The following is a 22,735-nucleotide window of genomic DNA, read 5'->3' as shown; positions in this document are numbered from 1 at the left end:
GCAGTCTACTCACTTCACTGAAGCCCCAAAAGAGGGCGCCAGAGAATCCAGCCAATCGCCACTGGTGACTGTACTGGCCCATCGCGAGCAAGCTCGCTCCCACAGGGACCGCGCAATCCTGTGGGAGCGAGCTTGCTCGCGATGGGGCCGGAACAGGCTCCGATGGATCAGAACTTGATGAAATGCTTGCGGTAGTGCTGCAGCTCGGCGATCGATTCGCGGATGTCGTCCAGGGCCAGGTGAGTGCTGCCCTTTTTGAAGCTGTCGCGCACATCCGGCGCCCAGCGTGCGGCCAGCTCTTTGAGCGTCGACACGTCGAGGTTGCGGTAGTGGAAGTAGCTTTCCAGGGATTTCATGTGGGTATAAAGGAAGCGACGGTCCTGGCAGATGCTGTTGCCGCAGATCGGCGACTTGCCCTTCGGCACCCATTGTTCCAGGAAGGCGATGGTCTGCGCTTCGGCTTCGGCCATGCTGATGCGGCTGTCGCGAACCCGTTGGGTCAGGCCCGAGCCGCCGTGTTGACGGGTGTTCCACTCATCCATGCCGGCGAGGATCTCGTCGCTGTGGTGGATGGCGATCACCGGGCCCTCGGCCAACGTGTTCAGGTCGCTATCGGTGACGATGGTGGCCATCTCGATGATGACGTCGGTGTCAGGGTTCAGACCGGTCATTTCCAGGTCGATCCAGATCAGATTCTGCGGGTTTTGCATGTGTCGGCTCCTAGGCAATGCTGCGCAGTTTAGCCTAGGGCAGCGGCCGGGCGTGCTAAACTCGCGACCGTTTTACCTAATCGCTGCATTCTTCATACGGAACACCCATGGCCAAACGCCAACTCAATCGTCGTCAAAACTGGCGCATCGAAAAGATTCAAGGCGAACGCGCTGCCCGCGCCGCCAAACGCGAGTCCTCGGCTGTCGAGGCACTTGAAGGTGGCGACCTGGGCCCGGAACAGACCGGCCTGGTGATCGCGCACTTTGGTGTGCAGGTCGAAGTCGAAGCGCTCGATGGCGATTTGGCCGGCCAGGTGTTCCGCTGCCACTTGCGTGCCAACCTGCCAGCGCTGGTGACCGGCGATCAGGTGGTCTGGCGTGCAGGCAACCAGGGCATTGGGGTGATCGTGGCGCAATTGCCACGCAAAACCGAACTCTGCCGCCCGGACAGCCGTGGCCAGCTCAAGCCGGTAGCGGCCAACGTCGACATGATCGTCATTGTCTTCGCCCCGCTGCCCGAGCCTCATGCGAACCTGATCGACCGTTACCTGGTCGCTGCCGAGCATGCCGGGATTCGCCCACTGCTGCTGCTCAACAAGTTCGACCTGATCGACGAGCAGAACGCCCCGGCGCTGAACGCCTTGCTGGCGGTTTACCGCACACTCGGTTACCCGGTGCTGGAAGTCTCCGCGCACCACGGTAACGGCATGGAGCAACTGCAGAAGCAACTGGACGGACGCATCAGCGTTTTCGTCGGCCAGTCCGGCGTCGGCAAGTCCTCGCTGGTCAACAGCCTGTTGCCGGAAGTCGAAGCCCGTGTCGGCCCGCTGTCCGAGCTGTCCGGCCAAGGCACTCACACCACCACCACCGCGCGGTTGTTCCACTTCCCCGGTGGCGGTGAGTTGATCGACTCCCCGGGTATCCGCGAATTCGGCCTGGGCCACGTCAGCCGTGCCGATGTCGAAGCCGGCTTCATCGAGTTCAACGACCTGATCGGCACCTGCCGCTTCCGCGACTGCAAGCACGATCGCGAACCGGGTTGCGCGCTGCTCAAGGCCCTCGACGAGGGTCGCGTGCAGCAGCAACGGATGAACAGCTACCGCTCGATCATCGCCAGCCTGCCCGAAACCAGCTACTAAACAGACACGCCCACCGCCCCGAGCCTTTCGGGGCGGTGGGTGGCTCGTCCGTCCTACAAAAACCCTTGCGAATTAAACGTCAGACCTTTCTGTCAGGCCTCTTCGCGCCTGCTTGAAGGACACGTCTCTTTAACCGCGCAGGCCTTGTTGCCGCCACTCAAGTGCATACATTCAAGCCCTCTTCGCACTCTGGCGATACCGAGGGACAGCCATGCAAACCTACCATTTGTTCATCAGCCATTCGTGGAATTACCCGCACGCCCACGACAATCTCGTGCGCCTGCTGAACGCGAAAACCGACTTCACGTTCAAGAACTTTTCAGTGCCGCCGGACAACCCGATCGTTGGCGCAAAAACCGATGCAGCGCTGGAAGAAGCCATCGAAAACAAGATTCGCCCCTGTTCGGCGGTGCTGATCATGGCGGGGATGTATTCGACCTACAGCAAGTGGATCAACAAGGAAATCGAGATCGCCCAGCGCATGGGCAAGGTGATCATTGCGGTTAAACCGTTTGGTGCCGAGCGGATCTCCACCGTGGTCCGGCGGGCGGCACATGCCGAATGCGCCTGGAACACCAACAGCATCATCAGCGCCATTCGCACTCACGCGGCGGGTTGAACCATGCGCAAGGGACTGTTCATTGGAATCAATCACTACCGCCACGTTTCACCACTCAGTGGCTGCAACAACGACGCGATGGCCATGGCTTCGGTGCTGGAACGCCACGCCAACGGGAGGCCCAATTTCAGCAGCAAGGTGCTTACCTCATCCGAGGAAAACCTGACTCATGCCACGTTGAAGCAGCACATTCAGAGCCTGTTTTCCGGTGATTGCGATGTCGCACTGTTGTACTTTGCCGGCCACGGCCAGTTCGATACCAGCATCGACGAGGGCCTGCTGATCCCGCAAGACTTCGGTCAGGGCATCGAAGGCATTCGCATCAGCGACATCCTGAACTGGGCGGACAACGCCACCCAGATCAAGAACAAAATCATCATCCTTGATTGCTGTCAGGCCGGTGCGGCAGCCGCCATGCGCGGGTTGCGGGGCGGCAGCAGCGTGATCGGCGAAGGCATGACCATCCTCACCGCCTGCAAGAAAGAACAGGTTGCTCTTGAAGGTGGCGGCCACGGCGTCTTCACCGGCCTGTTGCTCCAGGCGCTGCATGGCGGAGCCGCCAATGTATTGGGCAAGGTCACGCCCGGCAGTGTGTATTCCTTCGTCGATAACGCGCTGGGTGCGTGGGAACAACGGCCCGTGTTCAAAACCAACGTCTCGCAGTTCGTTCCCTTGCGCGAAGTCACGCCACTGATTGCCGAAGAGACCCTGCGCAAGCTCAAGGACTGGTTCCCGGAACCGAGCCATGTCTTTGCCCTGGACCCAAGCTACGAACCCACAGAAGCCTCGTACGACCCAGAGCACGGCGACGTGTTCGCCCAACTGCAAAAGTGCAATCGCCACAGCCTGATCGAACCAGTCGACGCCGAGCACATGTATTACGCCGCCCTGAACTCAACAGGCTGCCGCCTCACGGCCCTCGGCGCCTATTACCGCGAACTCGCAATCAAGGGACACTTCTGATGCCAGTGTTTATTAGCTATCGCCATACCGACCGGCCACACGCTATCGCCATCAGCTCCCGCCTGATTCAGGCAAACATCAAGACCTACTTTGACGTGCTGGATCCGGAATCACAGACCACTGACGACATCACCGGAGTCATCACCCGCAACATCACAGCGTGCACGCATCTGATAGCAGTGGTCTCGGACAAGACCGCACTGTCTTGGTGGGTGCCCTTTGAAATCGGTGAAGCGACGATCAGTAACCGACGGATCTGCTCATTCAGGACAGAGCCGACGACACTGCCGCTGTACCTCGATAAATGGCCAAAGCTCAGCACCGACAAGGATCTGGAGTTTTTCATCGATGCCTATCGAGAAGAAGTGGCAACCAAGCGTTCAATGACGCTGGATTCGATCAACGAATCCCTATACGGCACCTACAGTCGCAATGCCGAACTGTTCCACGACCATCTCAAGAACCGCATCAAGCGCGGTTTCTGAGTGTCTAGTCCTGAAATAGGTGTGAACCTGATTCAGGACGAAACAACAGGCACAATCAAGCCGACATTTCTGTCGGCTTGATTGTTGCGGATCACCGCTTTGGAGAATCAGCCGATTGTTGATCGTTCCCATGCTCCGCGTGGGAATGCCGCCGGGGATGCTCTGCGTTCCGCTGTCGACACCAGGCTTAAGTCTTGCGCAAGGTGACGCGGAGCGTCACGGGATGCATTCCCACGCGGAGCGTGGGAATGATCGGTAATCACTACGCGCAAGCGTTGAGCAAACAGGTCGGCCCGTAGGCCGCCTCGTTTTGCTTTGGCACTGAACGCCCCCTCGAGAGGCCGAGTGGAGGTTCTGCGTAGTGGGCAACCCGGCATGGATGCCGGGTTAGCCGCCCCCGGCCATGGATGGCCGATGGCGGCGGGCCTACGGAGCAGGACCGGAGCGAGGGCATGCCGAGCCTTAGCGAGGCACCGAACGTCAGGGGCAAGAGCCCTTGGTTACTTGGGGCCTTTCCAAGTGACCCGCCGTCAGGGCGGAACCCTAAGCCGCCGTTACCGCAGAAACGGATATGCCCCCAATCCCACTCCAATCCCACCCCCAAGACCGGAAGCGCACAAAAAAGCCGACATCTCTGTCGGCTTGATTGTTGTGGATTACTGCTTTGGCGAATCAGCCGGTTTGGCCGGTCCACCCGGTTTCGGCGCCGCATCCTCGAACAGGTTCAAGCGTTCGCGCAGTTCGTGGGCCGGTACCGGTTGCTGGTCCGGTGGCAATGCATTTGGATCAACCGGTTTGGCAGCGTCATCACCCGGCGCCGTCGCAGGGGCCGGCTCTGCACCTTGCGAACCTTCGATGGCCTCCTGGGCCTTCTTCGTCAGCACGACGATGTCGATACGACGGTTGACCGGGTTGAACGGATTCTTGCGATCGAACAATGCCGACGACGCATAACCCACAACGCGAGCAACCTGCGAATCCGGATAGCTACCGGCAACCAGCGCACGGCGAGCGGCGTTGGCTCGGTTGGCCGACAGCTCCCAGTTACCGAAGTCGCCCGTGCCGGTGTAAGGCTTGGCATCGGTGTGGCCGCTGATGCTGATCTTGTTCGGCACCGCTTTGATGGTGTCAGCCATGGCCAGCAGGATGTCTTCGAAATACGGTTTCAGGCGAGCTGAACCAGAGTCAAACATCGGACGGTTTTCGGCGTCCATGATCTGGATGCGCAAGCCGTTCGGAGTGATTTCGAACAGGATCTGATCCTTGAATTTTTGCAGCTGCGGATTTTCATCGACCTTGTTCTGCAACTCTTGCAGCAACAGTTCAAGGCGCTCCTTTTCCACCTGCTCGGCCATGCCTTCGACCTGATCGGTGTCGACAGTGACTTTGTCCGGCTGCGGCTGGGACTTCACCTCGGGGTTGAGGGTTTTCTCCGGCGCGAGGGTCGGGGAACCGCCCAAATCGATGATGAATGGCGTGCCGCTTTCGCTGAAGCCGACCGGGTCCTTGAAGTAACCGGCGATGGCGATCTTCTGTTCCGGCGTTGCGGTGGACAGCAGCCACAGCACCAGGAAGAACGCCATCATCGCCGTCGCGAAGTCCGCGAAGGCAATTTTCCAGGCGCCCCCGTGATGCCCGCCGGCGATGCGCTTGACGCGCTTGATGATTATCGGCTGGTTATTTTCCATGATTTAGCGACCGCGAACCGCTTGTTCCAGCTCAGCGAAGCTAGGACGGTGCGCCGGGTACAGAACCTTGCGACCGAATTCTACCGCCAGCGATGGCGGCATGCCGGAAGCCGAAGCCACCAGCGAAGCCTTGATGGCTTCGTAGACGTTGAGTTCTTCCTTGGCATCGTGGGCCAGGGAATGGGCCAGTGGACCGAAGAAACCGTACGCTGCGAGAATACCGAAGAAGGTACCGACCAGGGCCGCCCCCACGTGCAGGCCGATGGATTTCTGATCGCCTTCACCCAGGGAAGCCATGGTCACCACGATACCGAGTACCGCCGCGACAATACCGAAACCAGGCATGGCGTCGGCAATACCGTTCACCGCGTGGGACGGATGCTCAAGGTCTTCCTTGAGGCTGTAAAGCTCCATGTCGAACAGGCCTTCAAGCTCATGGGGAGCCATGTTGCCGGAGGACATGATGCGCAGGTAATCGCAGATGTACGCGGTCATGCGCTCATCTTTCAGGACCGTCGGGTACTTGGCGAAGATCGGGCTCGCGGCGGCATCTTCGATGTCGCCTTCAATCGCCATCATGCCTTCGCGACGGCTCTTGTTGAGGATTTCGTAAATCAGCCCCAACACTTCCAGATAGAACGTGTGGGTAAAACGCGAACTGAACATGCCCAAGGATTTCTTGAGCACGTGCATGGTCATGTAACCAGGGTTGGCCTGGAGGAACGCGCCAAGGGCCGCGCCACCGATAATCATCACCTCGAAAGGCTGAATAAGGGCGGCAATCTTGCCGTGTGAAAGCACGTATCCGCCAAGCACGCTCGCGAATACGACGATGATGCCGATAATTTTAGCCATAGGTAGGAGAGCACTTACTGAGTCGGGTTCAAGGTCATATTCGGAAGTTAAAAAATCTCTTCTTCTACTTATCGGCAAAACTGCGCCAGACTATAGCCAGTTCAGGCGAAAAGCTAATTTAGCCCTCCTCGGGCAAAGGTAATGCAGACGATGATCACGTCCAACCATGGCTAACGAAACGAACATTCCGACCGCGAAACCAACCACGCTTGAAGGCTGGGTCAAACTGCTTGATGGCGTGCGCCTGCCGGTTCCGCAAGACAGTCACGACCGTGTCTGCAAGGCCATTGCCGATAACCGCAGTTCACTTCGCGACATCGCCGAGTTGTTGCAAGGCAGCCCGGCACTGGCCTTGAGTGTGATTCGCGAAGCCAACCGCCATACCCACGGCAGCATGACCGAGCCTGCTGAAAACCTCGAGGTGGCCCTTAATCGCCTCGGTTTGAAACGCACCGAAGAATTGCTCGCCCGACTTCCCGCCGAACCCGTGTCACAAATACCGGTCGCGCTGCGTCAGCTTCAACTGATAAGTCAGCACGCAACCCAACAGGCCAACGGTTTTTTCGCCAGTCGTCTGGCGCGTTTGTGGCAGGACATCCACTGGGGCAGCCTGCTGTTTCTTTCACCGCTGTGGCCGATGGCGCTGACTCATCCACAACTGCTTGAAGAGTGGGAACTGCGGGTCATTCATAAAGGCGAGTCGGCTCGCATCGTCGAAAAACAATTGTTCGGCGTGCGCTTGCTGGATATCTGCCTGGCACTGGTGGACATATGGCGCCTGCCGATCTGGGTCCAGCAAGGCTATCGACTGCTGCTGAACGAGCAGCGCGAACTGGTCAAAGTGCTGCGCATCGCCCGCGACGTCGACCATCCGCTGCGCCAGCAAAACCGCCTCGATGACGATCCGACCCTGCGCCGGTGGCTCAATCAGCCCGCCAATACGGTGTTGCTGGCCAATGGTCTGGCGCTGTCGGCGCAACATGCCTGGGACAGCCCGCATTGTCAGCGCTGGCAGTACCTGACCAGCCTTTATCTGCAATTGCCAATGAACGAGGTGCAGCAGCAATTGCACCAACAGGCTGCCAACAGCGCGCACCACCACGCCATGCCGGACCTCTGGCACCCGGCCGTCTCGCTAATCTGGCCTACAGGAATGAACCGCATTCACGCCGGTTTGCTCCCGGCCGCGGCCCCCACCGCCGAGGACTTGGCGAACTGGCGCAAGCAATGCGCCGAACTGCTGGTCGAGCCGAGCCGTTTCACCAACGCCATGCACTTGACCACCTCGGCACGGGACGCACTGGTCGCGTGCGGCATGCGGCGGGTCATGATTTTGATGGCAGACCGTACGCACGCCAATTTGCGCGTGCATCAATCGGCCGGGCTGACAAAGGAAGTGCAAGGCCTGAACTTTGTAGTCAGCCAGAGCACCGTGCTGCAACGCTTGCTCTCGCAACAGGCCCAAGTGCGCCTGACGCCGGCCAACAACGCGCAGTTTTCAGCTTTATTACCCGCCAGTTTGCGCGCGCAGTTTCGCGGTGAACATTTGCTGCTGCGCTCATTAGTCAACAACGGTCGAGTGATCATGGTCGTTGTCGCTGATCAGGGTGGCGGGCCGTTCTCGGAGATTACCGTGCAAGCCTTCGGTAAAACCGCGCAGTGCATCGAAAAGGCCCTGCACAGCTTTAGCCACCGCGGCCAATAAGGCTGCGTTACAATCCTCTCCCTTTGTGCTCTGGAGACCTCACATGTCTGACTTCTCTGGCTTGGCGCTGGTCATCGAGCCGAGCGACTTGCTCCCTCGCCTTGAGTCCCGCGAACTGATTCTGGTGGACCTGACCAGCAGCGCCCGCTATGCCGCAGGGCATATTCCCGGAGCGCGCTTTGTCGACCCCAAACGTACGCAACTCGGCCAGGCGCCTGCGCCAGGGCTGATGCCGCCGCAAGCGGCCCTCGAAGCATTGTTCGGCGAATTGGGACACAACCCCGATGCCGTCTATGTCGTGTATGACGACGAAGGCGGCGGCTGGGCCGGGCGCTTCATCTGGCTGCTGGATGTCATCGGCCATAAAAAATACCACTACATCGACGGTGGCCTGACGGCCTGGTTGGCAGAAGGATTTCCGATGTCGATCCAGATCCCGCCATCCGCTGGAGGCCCGGTTGCGTTGACCTTGCACGACGAACCCACCGCCACCCGTGAATACCTGCAAAGCCGTCTCGGCGCCGCCGACCTGGCCATCTGGGACGCGCGCGGCCCGCTGGAATACTCCGGCGAGAAGGTGCTGGCCGCCAAGGCCGGGCACATTCCCGGCGCGGTGAATTTCGAATGGACGGCCGGCATGGATCAGGCGCGCAACCTGCGCATCCGCCAGGACATGCCGCAGATCCTGGAACAACTCGGCATCACCAAAGACAAAGAAGTGATTACCCACTGCCAGACTCACCACCGCTCTGGCTTCACCTATCTAGTGGCCAAATCCCTCGGTTATCCGCGGGTCAAAGGCTACGCCGGCTCTTGGGGCGAATGGGGCAACCACCCTGATACGCCCGTAGAAATTCAAGGTTTTTAAGGACAGTTAATGAATAAGCGTTTGTTTATCCTCAGCCAATACCTGCTGCCTCATCACCTGCTGTCGCGACTGGCCGGCTGCATTGCCGAATGCCGCGTGCGCTGGTTCAAGAACGCCTTTACCGCCTGGTTCGCCAAGCGCTATCAGGTGGACATGTCCCAGGCGCTGGTCGAGGACCTGACTGCCTACGAGCACTTCAATGCGTTCTTCACCCGCGCGCTGAAAGACGGCGCTCGCCCGCTGGACGAAACCCCGGGCGCCATTCTCAGCCCGGCCGATGGCGCAGTCAGTCAGCTCGGCCCGATCGAACACGGTCGCGTGTTCCAGGCCAAGGGCCACAGCTTCAGCGTCCTGGAATTGCTCGGTGGCGATGCGGCGAATGCTGCGCCGTTCATGGGCGGTGATTTCGCGACGATCTACCTGTCGCCGAAAGACTACCACCGCGTGCACATGCCACTGGCCGGCACCCTGCGCGAGATGGTCTACATCCCGGGGCGGATTTTCTCGGTCAACCAGACCACCGCTGAAAACGTACCCGAGCTGTTCGCCCGCAACGAGCGAGTGGCGTGCATTTTCGACACCGAGCGCGGGCCGATGGCCGTGGTGCTGGTGGGCGCGATGATCGTGGCTTCGATTGAAACCGTATGGGCCGGGCTGGTGACGCCGCCCAAGCGCGAACTGAAAACCTTTCGTTACGACGAAGCTGCCCGTGCACCGATCCATCTGGAAAAAGGCGCCGAACTGGGTCGCTTCAAACTGGGTTCGACCGCTGTCGTGCTGTTCGGGCCGGACCAGGTGAAATGGGCTGAAGGCCTCGGTGCTCTGTCGCCGGTTCAAATGGGCCAGGCGCTCGGCCTGCCAAACGCCTGACCTGCCTCATCCGCCCCATCGAATGTGTTCGACGGGGCGGACATCGCGGTAGCACCCTCGCTCGATTTACCACGAAAGCCCCAACGGCACGCGCCTGACAGACAAACAGTCGAGGCGCATAGCTGCTACAGTCACGCCATTCACTGCCCATTTCCCGGTTGGAGTTTTTCCACGGCATGAATGAGACCAGCCCCCACCTGCTGTTACGTGTCCCGATCCCGACGCAACTGCGCCTGTCGTTCTGTGAACCCACGCCGCGCGACCTCAAGCGCTGGATCGCCGACCTGCCCAAAGCCAACATCGGCGAAACCGCTCGCTTGCTCTATCAAGGCTTGAGCGAACTCAACCAACTGCTCACCCCCAGCGACAATCGCCTGCAACTGCTCGAACTGCTGCGACCCGAGGTGTATTTCGTCTGCAAACACCTGGAACGGCATTTTCTGCATCAAGCCATTGTGCTCGACGAGCGCTCGCGCAAGATCGCCAACCTCTGCCAGGCGCTGCAAAATCACTTGGCGACCGGCTACAAACAGATCGTCGTGCGCATCACACCGCGTTTCAGCAAAGACCGGGCGCCATTGCTGGCACAGGCGCTACAGCGGGCGATCCATTGCCTCAATGGCCCCCTGATCCGTGCGACACAACTCTACTGCCCAGTGCCGGAAGGGCTATGGCTGGAGCTGCATCAGCTGTACCGGATCGCCTGCGCGCATAAGCTCCAGCACTTGAGCCTGCGCGATGAACTGGCCAGCCAGACACGAACCCTGAGCATCGAACAGACTTACGTGGTCGCCCTGCTGCTGGGCGCCGCACGCTGCAATCAGTTGCGCCAGAACCAGATCGCCCGACTCGCCGAGGTACTTGAGCCCTGGAGCCAATGGATCAAGTTGCAGCCCTCCAACCCCCTAGACGGGCTGTTCGCCGTCGCACCGGACCTCGACGTCGCGCCACGCTATCGCTCCAAATTCAGGGCCGAGCAGCAGGCCAGTTTGCTGGGCGTTGACCCTCAGCCCCTGGTCGCCGCCATCGAAGCTCACCTGCAGGGCGATAACAGTGGCTCAACACCGCTGCCGATACCCGCCGGCTTGACCCTGGATACGCTGCAACACCTGCACGCCGCGTGGGGGCAGGCGGCCGAGCGCAGCTTTCAACGTACCGTCGGCCAAGGCACCCTGACCCTATGCGTGGGCATGAGCGCGCTGCACTTTTACCTGGGCGGCGAACGTTCATTCAGCGACATTCTGAAAAACCCCGGCACCCGACTCGCGAAATTCTCGGCATTGCCCCTGACAGGCCAGGGAAAGGACCAATGGAGCCATGCCTTCGATGCTGCGCCCAACGCCAGCACCGATGCCTTGCTGCCTTATGAAGAAATTGAATACCCACACCTGCAGAACGACGACGGCAAGGAAGCCGCCGACAGCAATCGGCATTTTCCGACCTATGCCCTGCCAATCATCAACCACAGCCCGGGCGGATACTGCCTGGCGTGGCCCGGCGCGGTGCCCGCCGAGCTACAGGCCGGCGAGATGGTCGGGATCGAGGACTCCGCCAATAAAGGCTGGAGCATTGCGGTGGTGCGCTGGATTCGTCAGGTGCGTGGTGGCGGCACGCAGATGGGCATCGAACAGGTCGCGCCTTATGCCGAGCCGTGCGGGTTGCAACTGGTACGTTCGCAGGACGATCACAGCCAATATCTGCGTGGCCTGTTGCTGCCCGAGATCAGCGCCATCGACCTGCCCGCCACCCTGCTCGCTCCACGCCTGCCGTTCCAGGAAGGCAATAAAGTGTTGATCAACACCAACGGCCAAGAGCGCCGGGCCGGACTCGATCGGCGAGTGGCGAGCACCAACAGTTTCAATCAGTTTGCTTATCGTTCACTGGAAGCGAGCAGAAACGACAACGCCGCTGGAAGCGGCGTTGAGGAGGAGTTTGATTCGTTGTGGAAGTCGCTTTGAGTGCGGTCTGAAAGACTGAGGTGCCAGCATCGCGGGCAAGCCCGGCTCCCACAGGGTCTCCGCAGGTCACAAAAAGGAGATCTATGGGGTAGCCGGGCTTGCCCGCGATGGGCCACTCAGACAGCGAAGTCCTTAGAGCTGTCCGTCACGATCGCGGAAGCCCAACAGGTACAACACCCCATCCAGCCCGAGGGTGGAAATCGCCTGTTTCGCCGACTGCTTCACCAGCGGCTTGGCGCGGAACGCTACACCCAGACCGGCAATCGCCAGCATCGGCAAATCGTTTGCACCGTCACCGACCGCGATGGTCTGCTCCAGCCGCAAACCTTCCTTGTGCGCCAGCTCGCGCAGCAGATCTGCCTTGCGCTGCGCGTCGACAATCGGCTCGACAGCAACGCCGGTAACCTTGCCGTCGACCACTTCCAGTTCATTGGCAAACACGTAGTCGATGCCCAGCTTGGCCTGCAATTGCTTGGCGAAGTAGGTGAAGCCACCCGACAGGATAGCGGTCTTGTAACCCAGACGCTTGAGCTCGGCGAACAGTGTTTCGGCGCCTTCGGTCAGGCGCAGGGAGGCGCCGATCGAGTCCAGCACACTGACGTCCAGCCCTTTGAGCAAGGCCAGGCGCTCTTTGAAACTGGCGCGAAAATCCAGCTCGCCAGCCATCGCACGTTCGGTGATTTCAGACACCTGATCGCCCACACCGGCAGCCTTGGCCAGTTCGTCGATGACTTCGGCCTCGATCAGCGTCGAGTCCATGTCAAACACCGCCAGACGGCGGTTACGGCGAAACAGCGAATCTTCCTGGAACGCGATGTCGACGTTCAGTTCCTGCGCGACACTGAGGAATTCAGCCCGCAGCGCCTGCGGATCAGCCGCCTCGCCACGCACGGAAAACTCGATGCAGCCCTTGCCCTTGTCGGCCGGGGTATCCAGCGGCATGCGCCCCGACAAGCGGTCGATATGATCGATGTTCAGGCCATATTTGGCGGTGATCGAACTCACGGCCTGCAATTGACCGGCGGTCACTTTGCGGGTCAACAGGGTCACGATGTGGCGTTTTTTGCCTTGATTGCCGACCCACTGCTGGTAATCCTCTTCGGATACCGGGGTGAAACGAACTTGTTGATCAAGCTCGTAACCCTTGAACAGGATGTCCTTGAGCACTGACTTGCCTTGCTCGGTGCCAGGAATCTCAACCAGGATGCCGAACGACAGGGTGTCGTGGATCACCGCCTGACCGATGTCGAGAATGTTCACACCACCCTGGGCCAGAACGCCAGTTATGGCCGCAGTCAGACCCGGACGGTCGACTCCCGTGATGTTTATCAGGACGATTTCGCGCAAGGCGCACCCCCGCAGGTGGAAAAAAACCGCATTCTACCCACTTTCAGTGACCATCGGGCACCGTCAGCGCTTTGCCGGTCTAGGGCCTGTCGCTATACTGCGCGTCAACTTCACGGACAAAAGAGCCGAGCTCAAGTGAACCGGCCCACGCCAGTAAAAACCGATAACTTCTTTCTGCTGATCTTCCGGGCACTGCGCCATCGCCGTGTACCGATTGCATTGCGCATCGCCAGCCATAACGTGATCCTGGTCGCTCTGGCCCTGGTCATCTATGCCTGCGTGATGGGTTTGCAGTTCAAGCAGGCCATGCACGAGCAGGCAGATGCGCTGGGCGAAAGCCTGACCACGCAGACCGCCACCTCCGCCACGGAGCTGTTGGTGTCCAACGACATCCTCAGTCTCAACGTGCTGCTCAACAACCTGACCAAAAACAAACTGGTGGCCCACGCCGCCATTTATAGCGTGGATAACCGCATCCTCGCCGAAGCCGGTCAGCGTCCCAAGCACAGCCTGCTGGGCGAAGCCGAGGGCATGTACCAGAGCAAGATCACCTTCCAGGACGTGACCGCCGGGCAACTGCGCATCAGCCTGGACATGGATCAGTTCCAGCAGCCGATGACCATCAGCCTGCAAAGCATGGGAATTTTGAGTGCGATCCTGCTGGCCCTGTCCCTGGCGCTGAGTTTGCGCCTGGGGCGCAATATCTCCACACCGCTGCTGCAACTGCGCGTGTGGCTGCGCAATATCGACGAATACACCCCCGCCACCGAGCGCCAGGATGAAGTTGGCGACCTCGCCCGCCAGCTGCATGCCAACTTCGCGCCGGAACCGGCAGAGCCTGCGCCTGCGCCACAGCCCGAGGTCGACGATAACGAATACGAAGACACGGACGATAACGAGCCGACCTTCGAAGTGCGCAACCTGCGCGACCCAAGCTTTGATGAATCCAAGCCCGTGGCGGGGCTCAAGCCTGCGCCACGGCGCAGTGTCAGCACTGTCGAAGACGATGATGACGATGACGCGTTTGCCGACTTGATTGACGAATCGGCAACCAGCGCGCCGATAGCAAAGGTAAAACCGGTCGTCTCGAACGTGCCACAGCACAGCGCGGTACTGGCCGTGCAGCTGGGCGCGCAAGATCAACTGCGTCGTCTGCCACGTACCCGTCTGGAAGAACTGCTGAAACGCTATCGCGATTGCCTCGATCAGGCGGCCTCGCTCTACCAGAGCGAGCTGCACACCCTGAACGACGGCAGCACGCTGATGCTGTTCCACACCGAAGACAGCGGTGACGACTACCTGACCAACGCGATCTGCTGCGGTGAGCTGTTGCGAGCCCTTGGCCATCAGCTGCAGATCGAAGTTGCGGACAGCGGCATTACCCTGCAATTGCAGCTGGGCCTGACGCTGGGCGATGAGTTGTTCGGTCTGAGCCAGATCGACCTGCTGCTGACCGAAACCGCTCAGGACGCCTTGGCCCTGTCGCAACACAGCCGCAACCTGCTGCTGGTGGAGCGCAAGATCGGTGACGACGCACTGATTCGTCAACGCGCGCGGATTCGTCCGATTGCCAGCCCTGAGGGCGCTTGTTGCGTGGAACGGTTGATGGAGCCTTATCCGTCGATGCTGGAACGGCAACTGGCGCGGATGCACGAGCGTCGGGCGTAAGCCTTAAAGCCCAGAAGTGAAAAAGCCCGCAGATGAGTGATCGTCTGCGGGCTTTTTGTTGCCTGTCCCGGCCCCATCGCGAGCAGGCTCGCTCCCACATAGGATTTGTGGGGCGCCGAGATCACCTGTGGAAGCGGGCTTGCCCGCAATGAGGCCGGAACAGGCACCGAAGATCTGCACCCTGCAGAAACAACAAAGCCCGCATCTCTGCAGGCTTTGTGTTGAATCAATCCAGCGTCAGAACCTGAACACTTCCATATCCGTGCGGATTGGCGAGGCCATCGGGATCTTCGGCTGTTTATCCTGCTCGGCTGCCGGCGCAGCAGGTTTCGGAGCAGACTTGCGTGGTGCTTCGGCAATAGGTGGCTGGTTCGCCAACGGCTTGAGGGCCACCGACAATTGCTCGGCCAGACGTTGCAGCAACACACCCTGCGCCTGAACCTGAGCCGCCGTACTGCCAGCATGCTGTTCTTGCAGATGAATGATGCGGTTATCGCGAACCTGACCACGACGGTCAATCAGACGCCATTGCGCATCCAGGATCGCTGGCTGCGATTTGCCCGAATCCAGACGGGTAATCGTCAGTAGCACCTGAACATCCGGCGTGAAACCCAAGGTTGCCGGCGCCAGGACAACACGCTGGCTGTCCAGGCGAGCGGCGACCTGACGCAACAACAACTGATCGATGTCTGACGACAAGCTCCCGGCCCAACGACCGTCGGTCGACGCCTGGAGGCTGCCATCGGGCTGCCGCTGGAGCAAGGTTTCACGTTGCAGGTAATCTGCAACCGTTACCGGACCCAACAATACCCCCATGCCCGCGCTTTGCGCAGGCGGAGCCGGACTACCGCTGTCCAGCTGATACAGCGACACCGGTTGGTGAACGCTGCAACCCGCCAGGCCAAGAACGCCAGCGAGCATCAAAATAAAAGGAAGGCGCAGAGCAGTCATCGTCCCATCCAGGTGGTTGCCACAAGGCTTACCACAGTGAAAATACTCAATAAAAATGAAGAACGCTCGGCCACGCCGGCGCTTGAAAGGCCATATCATCCGTGAATATGCGTTCCGACTCCAGCGGCAAAGCGTCGATCTACGCGTTAAATCGTAGATCGAGCGCTCTAGGACGCTTAATTGAGGTTTTCGACGAGCAGCGCATCTACCCTCTGGAAGCCACGTGGCAGTTTGTTGCCACGACGCCCACGTTCACCTTTGTAGTGTTCGAGATCGTCAGCTTTTAGTGACAAGGTACGTTTTCCGGCCTGCAATACCAGCGTGGCGCCCTCCGGCAGTACGGCGATGTCCGTGACATATTCTTCGCGACTGGCCACACGCTCACCGTTGATTCCGATGATCTTGTTGCCTTTGCCCTTACCTAATTGTGGCAGATCGCTGATCTTGAAGATCAGCAGGCGACCTTCGGTGGTCACCGAGGCCAGCCAATTATTCTCGCGGTCCGTTACCGGACGCGGAAGAATGACCTTCGAATTGTTGGGCAGGCTCAACAGCGCCTTGCCGGCCTTGTTCTTGGCTTGCAGGTCTTCACCTTTGACCACGAAACCGTAACCGGCGTCGGAAGCGATCACGTACAGCGAATCGTCTTCCGGCATCAGCACGCATTCGAAGCTTGCCCCTGGCGGAGGTGTCAGACGGCCGGTCAGGGGTTCGCCCTGGCCCCGGGCCGATGGCAACGTGTGTGCGGCCACCGAATAGCTGCGACCGGTGGAGTCGATAAACACCGCAAACTGGTTCGAGCGGCCTGGTGCCAAGGCCTTGAAGCCATCGCCAGCCTTATAGGAAAGCCCGGTGGCGTCGATTTCGTGGCCCTTGGCCGAACGCACCCAGCCTTTTTCCGACAGCACGACGGTCACTTTCTCGTTCGGCAGCAGATCGTGCTCGGTCAGGGCCTTGGCCTCGGCGCGCTCGACGATCGGCGACCGACGGTCGTCGCCGTAGGTTTCGGCGTCCTTGATCAGTTCGGTGCGTACCAGTTTTTTCAGCTTGGCTTCACTGCTCAGCAGGGCTTGCAGCTTGGCCTGCTCTTTGAGCAGTTCATCTTGCTCGGCACGCAGCTTCATTTCTTCCAGTCGCGCCAATTGACGCAAACGGGTATCCAGAATGTAGTCGGCCTGGATCTCGCTCAGGGCGAAACGCTCGATCAAAGCGGCTTTGGGGTGTTCCTCGGTACGGATGATGTGGATCACTTCATCCAGGTTGAGGTAGGCGATCAACAAACCGTCCAACAGGTGCAGGCGACGCTCGACCTTGTCCAGGCGGAATTGCAGGCGTCGACGCACGGTCTGGACCCGGAACTCCAACCACTCGACCAGCAGCGCACGCAGGTTTTTCAGCTGCGGCTTGCCGTCCAGGCCGATGATGTTGATGTTGACTCGGTAGCTCGACTCCAGCTCGGTGCTGGCGAACAGGTGCGTCATCAGTGCGTCGTGATCGAAGTTTTTGCGCGCGCCGGGAATGATCACGATCCTGCACGGGTTCTCGTGGTCCGACTCGTCTCGCAGGTCGGCGATCTGCGGCGCCTTGGACGGTTTGGCCTGCATCATGGCCGCGATCTGTTCCAGCACCTTGGCGCCGGAGACTTGATGCGGCAGCGCGGTAACGATGATGTCGCCATCTTCGATGTGGTACACGGCACGCATGCGCACCGAGCCCTTGCCGGTTTCGTACATTTTCAGCAGATCGGCGCGGGGCGTGATGATTTCCGCTTCGGTCGGGTAATCCGGCCCCTGGATGTGCTCGCAGAGCTGTTCGACGGTGGCTTTGGGCTCATCAAGCAAACGCACGCACGCCGTCGCAACTTCGCGCAGGTTATGCGGCGGCACGTCGGTGGCCATGCCCACGGCAATGCCGGTGGTGCCGTTGAGCAGGATGTTCGGCAAACGTGCTGGCAACACCAGCGGTTCGTCGAGTGTGCCGTCGAAGTTCGGGCCCCAATCCGCGGTGCCCTGGCCCAGTTCGCTGAGCAGCACTTCGGAATAGCGCGACAGCCGTGCTTCGGTGTAACGCATGGCGGCGAAGGACTTGGGATCATCCGGCGCACCCCAGTTGCCTTGGCCGTCGACCAGCGTGTAGCGATAGCTGAACGGCTGGGCCATCAGGACCATGGCTTCGTAGCAGGCCGAGTCGCCGTGCGGGTGGAATTTACCGAGCACGTCACCGACGGTACGCGCCGATTTCTTGTGCTTGGAATCGGCGTCCAGCCCCAACTCGCTCATCGCGTAGATGATGCGTCGCTGTACCGGTTTCAGGCCGTCGCCGATATGCGGCAGGGCACGGTCCATGATCACGTACATGGAATAGTTGAGGTAGGCATTTTCGGTGAAGTCAGCCAGCGACCGGCGTTCTACACCGTCCAGGCTGAGATCAAGGGAGTCGCTCATGCGGGCCTCATTGGTTCGTTGTCTGGCGCAGCAGCATGGTGCCACCGCGCTGGGTAAATTCAAGTTTGTTCAGCGCGCTCATTCCGAGCAGCACTTGATTGCCATCCAGGCCTGGCACGACGATGGCGCGCACATCACGCAACACAATATCGCCCAGTTGCAGCCGGTCGACGCGGGTTCGATAGCCCTCTGTGCGACCGTTGGCCGTACTCAGGGTGACCCCGAAGCCTTGTTCCAGCTTCAGCCTTTCGGCCATTTCTGCCGGGATCGCCACGTCGGTCGCCCCGGTATCGAGCATGAAATTCACCGCCTGGCCGTTGATCTGGCCGCTGGCGACGAAATGCCCTTGTGTGTTACTGGCCAGCTTGACCTCGATAAAACCTTCGCCCTGCTGCGAGGTGACGACGACATTGGGGTTCTGCTGACGCGCCTCCCACTGCCCGAAAAACCGCGTCGCCAAAAACAATGCGGCGCACCAGGCCAACACCATAAAAACGCGACCGGCACGTTTTCCTGGCGTCTGTTGGCTCAAGGCTGGGCGCTCCAGCCACCTTCAGGCGCCGCGAAGCGCCAGACAACCGGGCGGACCTCGCCATCGGCGCGGGGGCCAAAGTTGTTGTCGACGCCAATCCAGGCACCGTCGGCGTCGATGATCAACGCCTCTTCCAAACCGTAGTTCTGCGAATAGCGTCGGTTTTCCTGCAACAATTCGGCGGCATACGACCAGCAGCGCTCGACCTTGGCAGTCTGCGGATCGCGACGACAGATCTGATAAGCGTTGCGCTCAAGGGTAAACAGCTTGCCCTCGAACAATGACAGGTCGGAAAAATCCCGGTTGACCGGTCTGGCCTTGGGAAATTGCGGCGGTTGCATTTCCATGCCTGCTTCGCTCAAAAGCACACAACGACCGTCGCAATCCCAGACAGTCTGTTTGCGCTTGATCAGCAGCAAACCCCGGCTCTGGCGCTCTGCGGCGAGCCACAGTTGGTCGCCTGCCGGATTGATCGCCAGGCCTTCGAATATTGCATTGAATTGCAGCAACATGCCGCTGGCCCGAGCTTCGCGCACCATCATGGGCGAAATTTTCAGCCAATTTGCCGGCCCCGTTGGCGGTACTTGCAGGACGGCCGCATGGCCTTCGCTAACGATGTAACGATTGCCGGCGCTGTCGCAGGTGATGCCTTCGAAATCCAGGTCGCCGCCCCGCACGAAAGAAGCCGCCCAGGTCCGCGCTCGCAAACCCCAGGGTAAACCGGTGTCTGGCACCGGAGGTACGTCGATATGCACGGTTTCGGCTTGCCAGGTGTTGGCCGTCGTGTCGAGACGGTAGATCTGATCATCGTCGCGATCAGAAACCGTCCACAGGTCCTTACCACACCGGGCCAGTCCCGACAGATTGCCGCCGCGCATGCCATCAACGGCATGTTCAGATAACAGACGCAGCTCCGGCGCCGGTTCGGCAGACACCGTCAACGAGGTCAGCAGCAACCCACACGCCAGGGCAAAGCCAACCCGCATCAACCAAGAACCTCGGCCAGATTACCTTTGGATTCCAACCAGGATTTGCGATCCCCGGCGCGCTTCTTCGCCAGCAGCATGTCCATCATTTCCGAGGTCGCGGCAAAATCGTCCAGCGTCAACTGCACCAGACGCCGCGTGTTCGGGTCCATGGTGGTTTCGCGCAGCTGCGGCGGGTTCATTTCACCCAGGCCTTTGAATCGGGTGACCTGCGGCTTGCCGCGTTTCTTCTCGGCCACCAGGCGATCGAGAATGCCATCGCGCTCGGCTTCGTCCAGGGCGTAGTAAATCTCTTTGCCCAGGTCGATGCGGTACAGCGGCGGCATCGCGACATAGACGTGACCGGCATCCACCAGCGGGCGGAAATGCTGGACGAACAAGGCGCAAAGCAACGTGGCGATGTGCAAGCCGTCGGAGTCGGCGTCGGCGAGGATGCAGATCTTGCCGTAGCGCAGCTGGCTCATGTCCGCAGCACCCGGATCGACACCGATGGCCACGGCGATGTTGTGCACTTCCTGGCTGGCCAGCACTTCGCTGCCGTCGACTTCCCAGGTGTTGAGGATCTTGCCGCGCAACGGCAGGATCGCTTGAAACTCTTTGTCACGCGCCTGCTTGGCCGAACCACCGGCGGAATCACCTTCCACCAGGAACAGCTCGGAGCGCATCGGGTCCTGCCCGGCGCAGTCGGCGAGTTTGCCCGGCAGTGCCGGACCTGCCGTGATGCGCTTACGCTCTACCTTTTTGCTGGCCTTCAGACGACGGCCAGCGTTGTTGATGGCCAGTTCCGCCAGCAGCATGCCGGTTTCCGGATTGGCGTTGAGCCACAGGCTAAAGGCGTCCTTGACCACACCGGAGACGAAGGCCGCCGCTTCACGGGACGACAGACGCTCTTTGGTCTGCCCGGAGAATTGCGGCTCTTGCATCTTCATCGACAGGACGAAGGCAATGCGCTCCCAGACATCTTCCGGCGCCAGCTTCACACCGCGCGGCAGCAGGCTGCGAAATTCGCAGAACTCGCGCATGGCATCGAGCAAGCCCTGACGCAAACCGTTGACGTGGGTACCGCCCTGCGCTGTCGGGATCAGGTTGACGTAACTTTCCTGAACGCTGTCGCCACCTTCCGGCAACCACAACAACGCCCAATCGACCGCTTCTTTATTACCGGCCAGGCTGCCGCAGAACGGCTCGTCCGGAAGGCGTTCGAATTCGCTGACGGCATCGACGAGGTAAGAACGCAGGCCGTCTTCGTAATGCCATTCGACCTTCTCACCGGTGGCCTTGTCTTCAAAACTGACCAGCAACCCCGGGCACAGAACGGCCTTGGCCTTGAGCACGTGCTTGAGGCGGCTGATGGAGAATTTCGGCGAATCGAAGTATTTCGGGTCCGGCGCGAAGAACACGCTGGTGCCGGTGTTGCGCTTGCCAACGGTGCCGATCACTTCCAGCTCGGTTTTCTTGTAGCCGTCGGCGAAGGTCATCTGGTATTCGTTGCCGTCACGCTTTACGCGCACCCGGACTTCGGTCGACAAAGCGTTGACCACCGAAATACCCACCCCGTGCAGACCGCCGGAGAACTGGTAGTTCTTGTTGGAAAACTTGCCGCCCGCATGAAGCTTGGTGAGGATTAGCTCGACGCCTGACACACCCTCTTCCGGGTGAATGTCCACCGGCATGCCACGGCCGTCATCACTGACTTCCAGAGAGTGATCGGCATGCAGGATGACCTGCACCGACGTCGCATGCCCGGCCAAGGCTTCGTCGACGCTGTTGTCGATGACTTCCTGGGCGAGGTGGTTCGGCCGACTGGTGTCGGTGTACATGCCGGGGCGTTTACGCACCGGGTCGAGGCCCGAGAGGACTTCGATGGCGTCTGCGTTATAGGAGCTAGCGCTGGGAGTGGCCATGGGGTCTCGTCGTCCGTCTTCTGTAAAAATGTTCAAGGAAAAAGAGGTGAAGGCTCACAGTGCTGTGAAATCAATCGCCTGATACAAATCTGCGCCGATGCCGGCAAAACTGAGCATCGCCGGTAACTGCGCGGCAAAACCCTGAAAACTGTGATCGCCACCGGCCTGAATACGCAAGGCACAGGCTCGGTAATACTGCTGGGCAAGGCGATAGTCCAGCGTTTCGTCGCCGGTCTGCAACCACACCTGAAACCGCTGCGGGTCCTGGGGCGCCGGCACTTCCAGCTCAGCCAGGGCCGTTACATGGTCGTGGGTCAATTCCCAGGCTTCATCGGTATACAGGTTTTTCTGCGTCCCCAGGAACCCGTCGAACATCCGGTGCGGACTGACAGCAGGGTTGATCAACAGAGCCTTCAAGCCATGGCGTTCAGCCAAGTGAGTCGCATAGTAGCCGCCGAGTGAGCTGCCGACCAGCAGTGGCCGCCCCAGCTCCTCAATCGCCCTGTCCAGCTGACCGATGGCCTCACGGGGATGGTGATGCAAGGCCGGGACACGCAACTGATCACTCAGACCCAGACGATCCATCACCTGCATCAACTGAGTGGCCTTTTTAGAGGCCGGCGCGCTGTTGAAACCGTGGATATAAAGGATCGAACCGGACATTTGAGCTCCCTGTGCGTCGGGTAAAAAGGCGCAGTTTACAGGGTGTCGGAGAAATCGGGGATATCCGCAAAAATTGGGGCGCCAGCAAGCCCGCTCCTACAATGAATTTTGTACACCTGCGAGAGGTTGGTCGGCTGGCGGGCCGGCATCGCTGGCAGGCCAGCTCCCACAATGAATTTTGTACACCAGCAGGAGATTGGTCGGCTGTCAGGCCGCCATCGCGGGCAGGCCAGCTCACACAATAAAACCCGAGGCGTAGCGCCCGCTCTTCACCACTCAACAGGCCGAGCGGTAGCTCGCCTGCTGCTCTTGATCTTGATCTACACGCCCCTTCGGAACGCGGAGCGTCCCTGGCTGCATTCCCACGCGGAGCGTAGGGA

Annotated in this window: 19 protein-coding genes; 9 read left to right on the top strand and 10 right to left on the bottom strand. The window is 60.1% G+C overall.

The window, feature by feature from the left end:
* Positions 1-167 precede the first annotated feature (167 nt).
* On the bottom strand, positions 168-710 hold the full coding sequence (gene orn / locus QRN31_RS10070) for an oligoribonuclease (protein ID WP_090176271.1): 543 nt from the start codon (positions 708-710) through the stop codon (positions 168-170).
* Between the two features lie 107 nt (positions 711-817).
* Between orn and rsgA the strand changes: the two genes are divergently transcribed.
* From rsgA to QRN31_RS10050, 4 genes are all read left to right on the top strand, one after another.
* Positions 818-1,849, top strand: a complete 1,032-nt coding sequence (gene rsgA, locus QRN31_RS10065) for a small ribosomal subunit biogenesis GTPase RsgA (RefSeq protein WP_285431781.1) — start codon at positions 818-820, stop codon at positions 1,847-1,849.
* A 211-nt stretch (positions 1,850-2,060) separates the two neighbouring features.
* A complete protein-coding gene (locus QRN31_RS10060; protein WP_285431780.1) occupies positions 2,061-2,468 on the top strand; it encodes a TIR domain-containing protein in 408 nt (135 codons plus the stop codon).
* Between the two features lie 3 nt (positions 2,469-2,471).
* Entirely contained in the window at positions 2,472-3,431 is a 960-nt protein-coding gene (locus tag QRN31_RS10055; protein WP_285431779.1) for a caspase family protein, read from the top strand.
* Complete coding sequence (locus QRN31_RS10050) at positions 3,431-3,916, top strand: toll/interleukin-1 receptor domain-containing protein (RefSeq protein WP_285431778.1); 486 nt, start codon at positions 3,431-3,433, stop codon at positions 3,914-3,916. Before QRN31_RS10055 ends, QRN31_RS10050 begins: the two co-directional genes overlap by 1 nt.
* 656 nt (positions 3,917-4,572) lie before the next feature.
* On the opposite strand, the gene motB is transcribed toward QRN31_RS10050, so the two are convergent.
* Both motB and motA read right to left on the bottom strand, forming a co-directional pair.
* A complete protein-coding gene (gene motB, locus QRN31_RS10045) occupies positions 4,573-5,604 on the bottom strand; it encodes a flagellar motor protein MotB (protein ID WP_285431777.1) in 1,032 nt (343 codons plus the stop codon).
* A gap of 3 nt (positions 5,605-5,607) precedes the next feature.
* Complete coding sequence (motA, locus tag QRN31_RS10040) at positions 5,608-6,459, bottom strand: flagellar motor stator protein MotA (protein ID WP_222589527.1); 852 nt, start codon at positions 6,457-6,459, stop codon at positions 5,608-5,610.
* 166 nt (positions 6,460-6,625) lie between these two features.
* Between motA and QRN31_RS10035 the strand changes: the two genes are divergently transcribed.
* The 4 genes from QRN31_RS10035 to QRN31_RS10020 all read left to right on the top strand — a co-directional run bounded on the left by QRN31_RS10035 (position 6,626) and on the right by QRN31_RS10020 (position 11,860).
* Entirely contained in the window at positions 6,626-8,164 is a 1,539-nt protein-coding gene (locus tag QRN31_RS10035; RefSeq protein ID WP_285431775.1) for an HDOD domain-containing protein, read from the top strand.
* A gap of 43 nt (positions 8,165-8,207) precedes the next feature.
* Positions 8,208-9,032: a rhodanese-like domain-containing protein gene (locus tag QRN31_RS10030; protein WP_285431774.1), complete on the top strand. Its 825-nt coding sequence runs from the start codon at positions 8,208-8,210 to the stop codon at positions 9,030-9,032.
* 9 nt (positions 9,033-9,041) lie between these two features.
* A complete protein-coding gene (asd, locus tag QRN31_RS10025; RefSeq protein ID WP_285431772.1) occupies positions 9,042-9,902 on the top strand; it encodes an archaetidylserine decarboxylase in 861 nt (286 codons plus the stop codon).
* A gap of 176 nt (positions 9,903-10,078) precedes the next feature.
* Entirely contained in the window at positions 10,079-11,860 is a 1,782-nt protein-coding gene (locus QRN31_RS10020; protein WP_285431771.1) for a cyclic-di-GMP receptor FimW-related protein, read from the top strand.
* Positions 11,861-11,992: 132 nt separating this feature from the next.
* Here the strand turns inward: QRN31_RS10020 and serB are convergent, their stop codons facing one another.
* Entirely contained in the window at positions 11,993-13,207 is a 1,215-nt protein-coding gene (gene serB / locus QRN31_RS10015) for a phosphoserine phosphatase SerB (RefSeq protein ID WP_090176300.1), read from the bottom strand.
* Positions 13,208-13,342: 135 nt separating this feature from the next.
* Between serB and QRN31_RS10010 the strand changes: the two genes are divergently transcribed.
* The gene (locus tag QRN31_RS10010; RefSeq protein ID WP_285431769.1) at positions 13,343-14,875 is read left to right on the top strand and encodes an AhpA/YtjB family protein; all 1,533 of its coding nucleotides are present in this window, start codon (positions 13,343-13,345) and stop codon (positions 14,873-14,875) included.
* A gap of 237 nt (positions 14,876-15,112) precedes the next feature.
* On the opposite strand, the gene QRN31_RS10005 is transcribed toward QRN31_RS10010, so the two are convergent.
* The 6 genes from QRN31_RS10005 to QRN31_RS09980 form a co-directional block, all read right to left on the bottom strand.
* Positions 15,113-15,826 carry a PqiC family protein gene (locus tag QRN31_RS10005; protein WP_285431767.1) on the bottom strand — a complete coding sequence of 238 codons (714 nt, stop codon included), beginning with the start codon at positions 15,824-15,826 and terminating at the stop codon, positions 15,113-15,115.
* A 176-nt stretch (positions 15,827-16,002) separates the two neighbouring features.
* The gene (gene parC / locus QRN31_RS10000; protein WP_285431766.1) at positions 16,003-18,270 is read right to left on the bottom strand and encodes a DNA topoisomerase IV subunit A; all 2,268 of its coding nucleotides are present in this window, start codon (positions 18,268-18,270) and stop codon (positions 16,003-16,005) included.
* Positions 18,271-18,277: 7 nt separating this feature from the next.
* Entirely contained in the window at positions 18,278-18,802 is a 525-nt protein-coding gene (locus QRN31_RS09995; protein WP_285431765.1) for a retropepsin-like aspartic protease family protein, read from the bottom strand.
* Positions 18,799-19,788, bottom strand: coding sequence for an esterase-like activity of phytase family protein (locus QRN31_RS09990; RefSeq protein ID WP_285431763.1), 990 nt, complete (start codon positions 19,786-19,788; stop codon positions 18,799-18,801). The genes QRN31_RS09995 and QRN31_RS09990 overlap by 4 nt, the downstream gene beginning before the upstream one ends.
* Positions 19,788-21,692 carry a DNA topoisomerase IV subunit B gene (gene parE, locus QRN31_RS09985; protein WP_222589517.1) on the bottom strand — a complete coding sequence of 635 codons (1,905 nt, stop codon included), beginning with the start codon at positions 21,690-21,692 and terminating at the stop codon, positions 19,788-19,790. The genes QRN31_RS09990 and parE overlap by 1 nt, the downstream gene beginning before the upstream one ends.
* Before the next feature lie 54 nt (positions 21,693-21,746).
* Positions 21,747-22,355: a YqiA/YcfP family alpha/beta fold hydrolase gene (locus tag QRN31_RS09980; RefSeq protein WP_285431761.1), complete on the bottom strand. Its 609-nt coding sequence runs from the start codon at positions 22,353-22,355 to the stop codon at positions 21,747-21,749.
* Positions 22,356-22,735: the final 380 nt, after the last annotated feature.

The organism is Pseudomonas sp. fls2-241-R2A-110, assembly GCF_030209165.1.
GTDB lineage: Bacteria > Pseudomonadota > Gammaproteobacteria > Pseudomonadales > Pseudomonadaceae > Aquipseudomonas.
The sequence above is the reverse complement of the archived record's forward strand: the minus strand, read 5'-3'. Positions and strand labels throughout refer to the sequence as shown.

Bases quoted from the DNA above. Each gene is read 5' to 3' on its own strand.
- orn (WP_090176271.1), bottom strand. From the start codon at position 710: ATGCAAAACCCGCAGAATCTGATCTGGATCGACCTGGAAATGACCGGT.
- rsgA (WP_285431781.1), top strand. From the start codon at position 818: ATGGCCAAACGCCAACTCAATCGTCGTCAAAACTGGCGCATCGAAAAG.
- QRN31_RS10060 (WP_285431780.1), top strand. From the start codon at position 2,061: ATGCAAACCTACCATTTGTTCATCAGCCATTCGTGGAATTACCCGCAC.
- QRN31_RS10055 (WP_285431779.1), top strand. From the start codon at position 2,472: ATGCGCAAGGGACTGTTCATTGGAATCAATCACTACCGCCACGTTTCA.
- QRN31_RS10050 (WP_285431778.1), top strand. From the start codon at position 3,431: ATGCCAGTGTTTATTAGCTATCGCCATACCGACCGGCCACACGCTATC.
- motB (WP_285431777.1), bottom strand. From the start codon at position 5,604: ATGGAAAATAACCAGCCGATAATCATCAAGCGCGTCAAGCGCATCGCC.
- motA (WP_222589527.1), bottom strand. From the start codon at position 6,459: ATGGCTAAAATTATCGGCATCATCGTCGTATTCGCGAGCGTGCTTGGC.
- QRN31_RS10035 (WP_285431775.1), top strand. From the start codon at position 6,626: ATGGCTAACGAAACGAACATTCCGACCGCGAAACCAACCACGCTTGAA.
- QRN31_RS10030 (WP_285431774.1), top strand. From the start codon at position 8,208: ATGTCTGACTTCTCTGGCTTGGCGCTGGTCATCGAGCCGAGCGACTTG.
- asd (WP_285431772.1), top strand. From the start codon at position 9,042: ATGAATAAGCGTTTGTTTATCCTCAGCCAATACCTGCTGCCTCATCAC.
- QRN31_RS10020 (WP_285431771.1), top strand. From the start codon at position 10,079: ATGAATGAGACCAGCCCCCACCTGCTGTTACGTGTCCCGATCCCGACG.
- QRN31_RS10005 (WP_285431767.1), bottom strand. From the start codon at position 15,826: ATGACTGCTCTGCGCCTTCCTTTTATTTTGATGCTCGCTGGCGTTCTT.
- parC (WP_285431766.1), bottom strand. From the start codon at position 18,270: ATGAGCGACTCCCTTGATCTCAGCCTGGACGGTGTAGAACGCCGGTCG.
- QRN31_RS09990 (WP_285431763.1), bottom strand. From the start codon at position 19,788: ATGCGGGTTGGCTTTGCCCTGGCGTGTGGGTTGCTGCTGACCTCGTTG.
- parE (WP_222589517.1), bottom strand. From the start codon at position 21,692: ATGGCCACTCCCAGCGCTAGCTCCTATAACGCAGACGCCATCGAAGTC.
- QRN31_RS09980 (WP_285431761.1), bottom strand. From the start codon at position 22,355: ATGTCCGGTTCGATCCTTTATATCCACGGTTTCAACAGCGCGCCGGCC.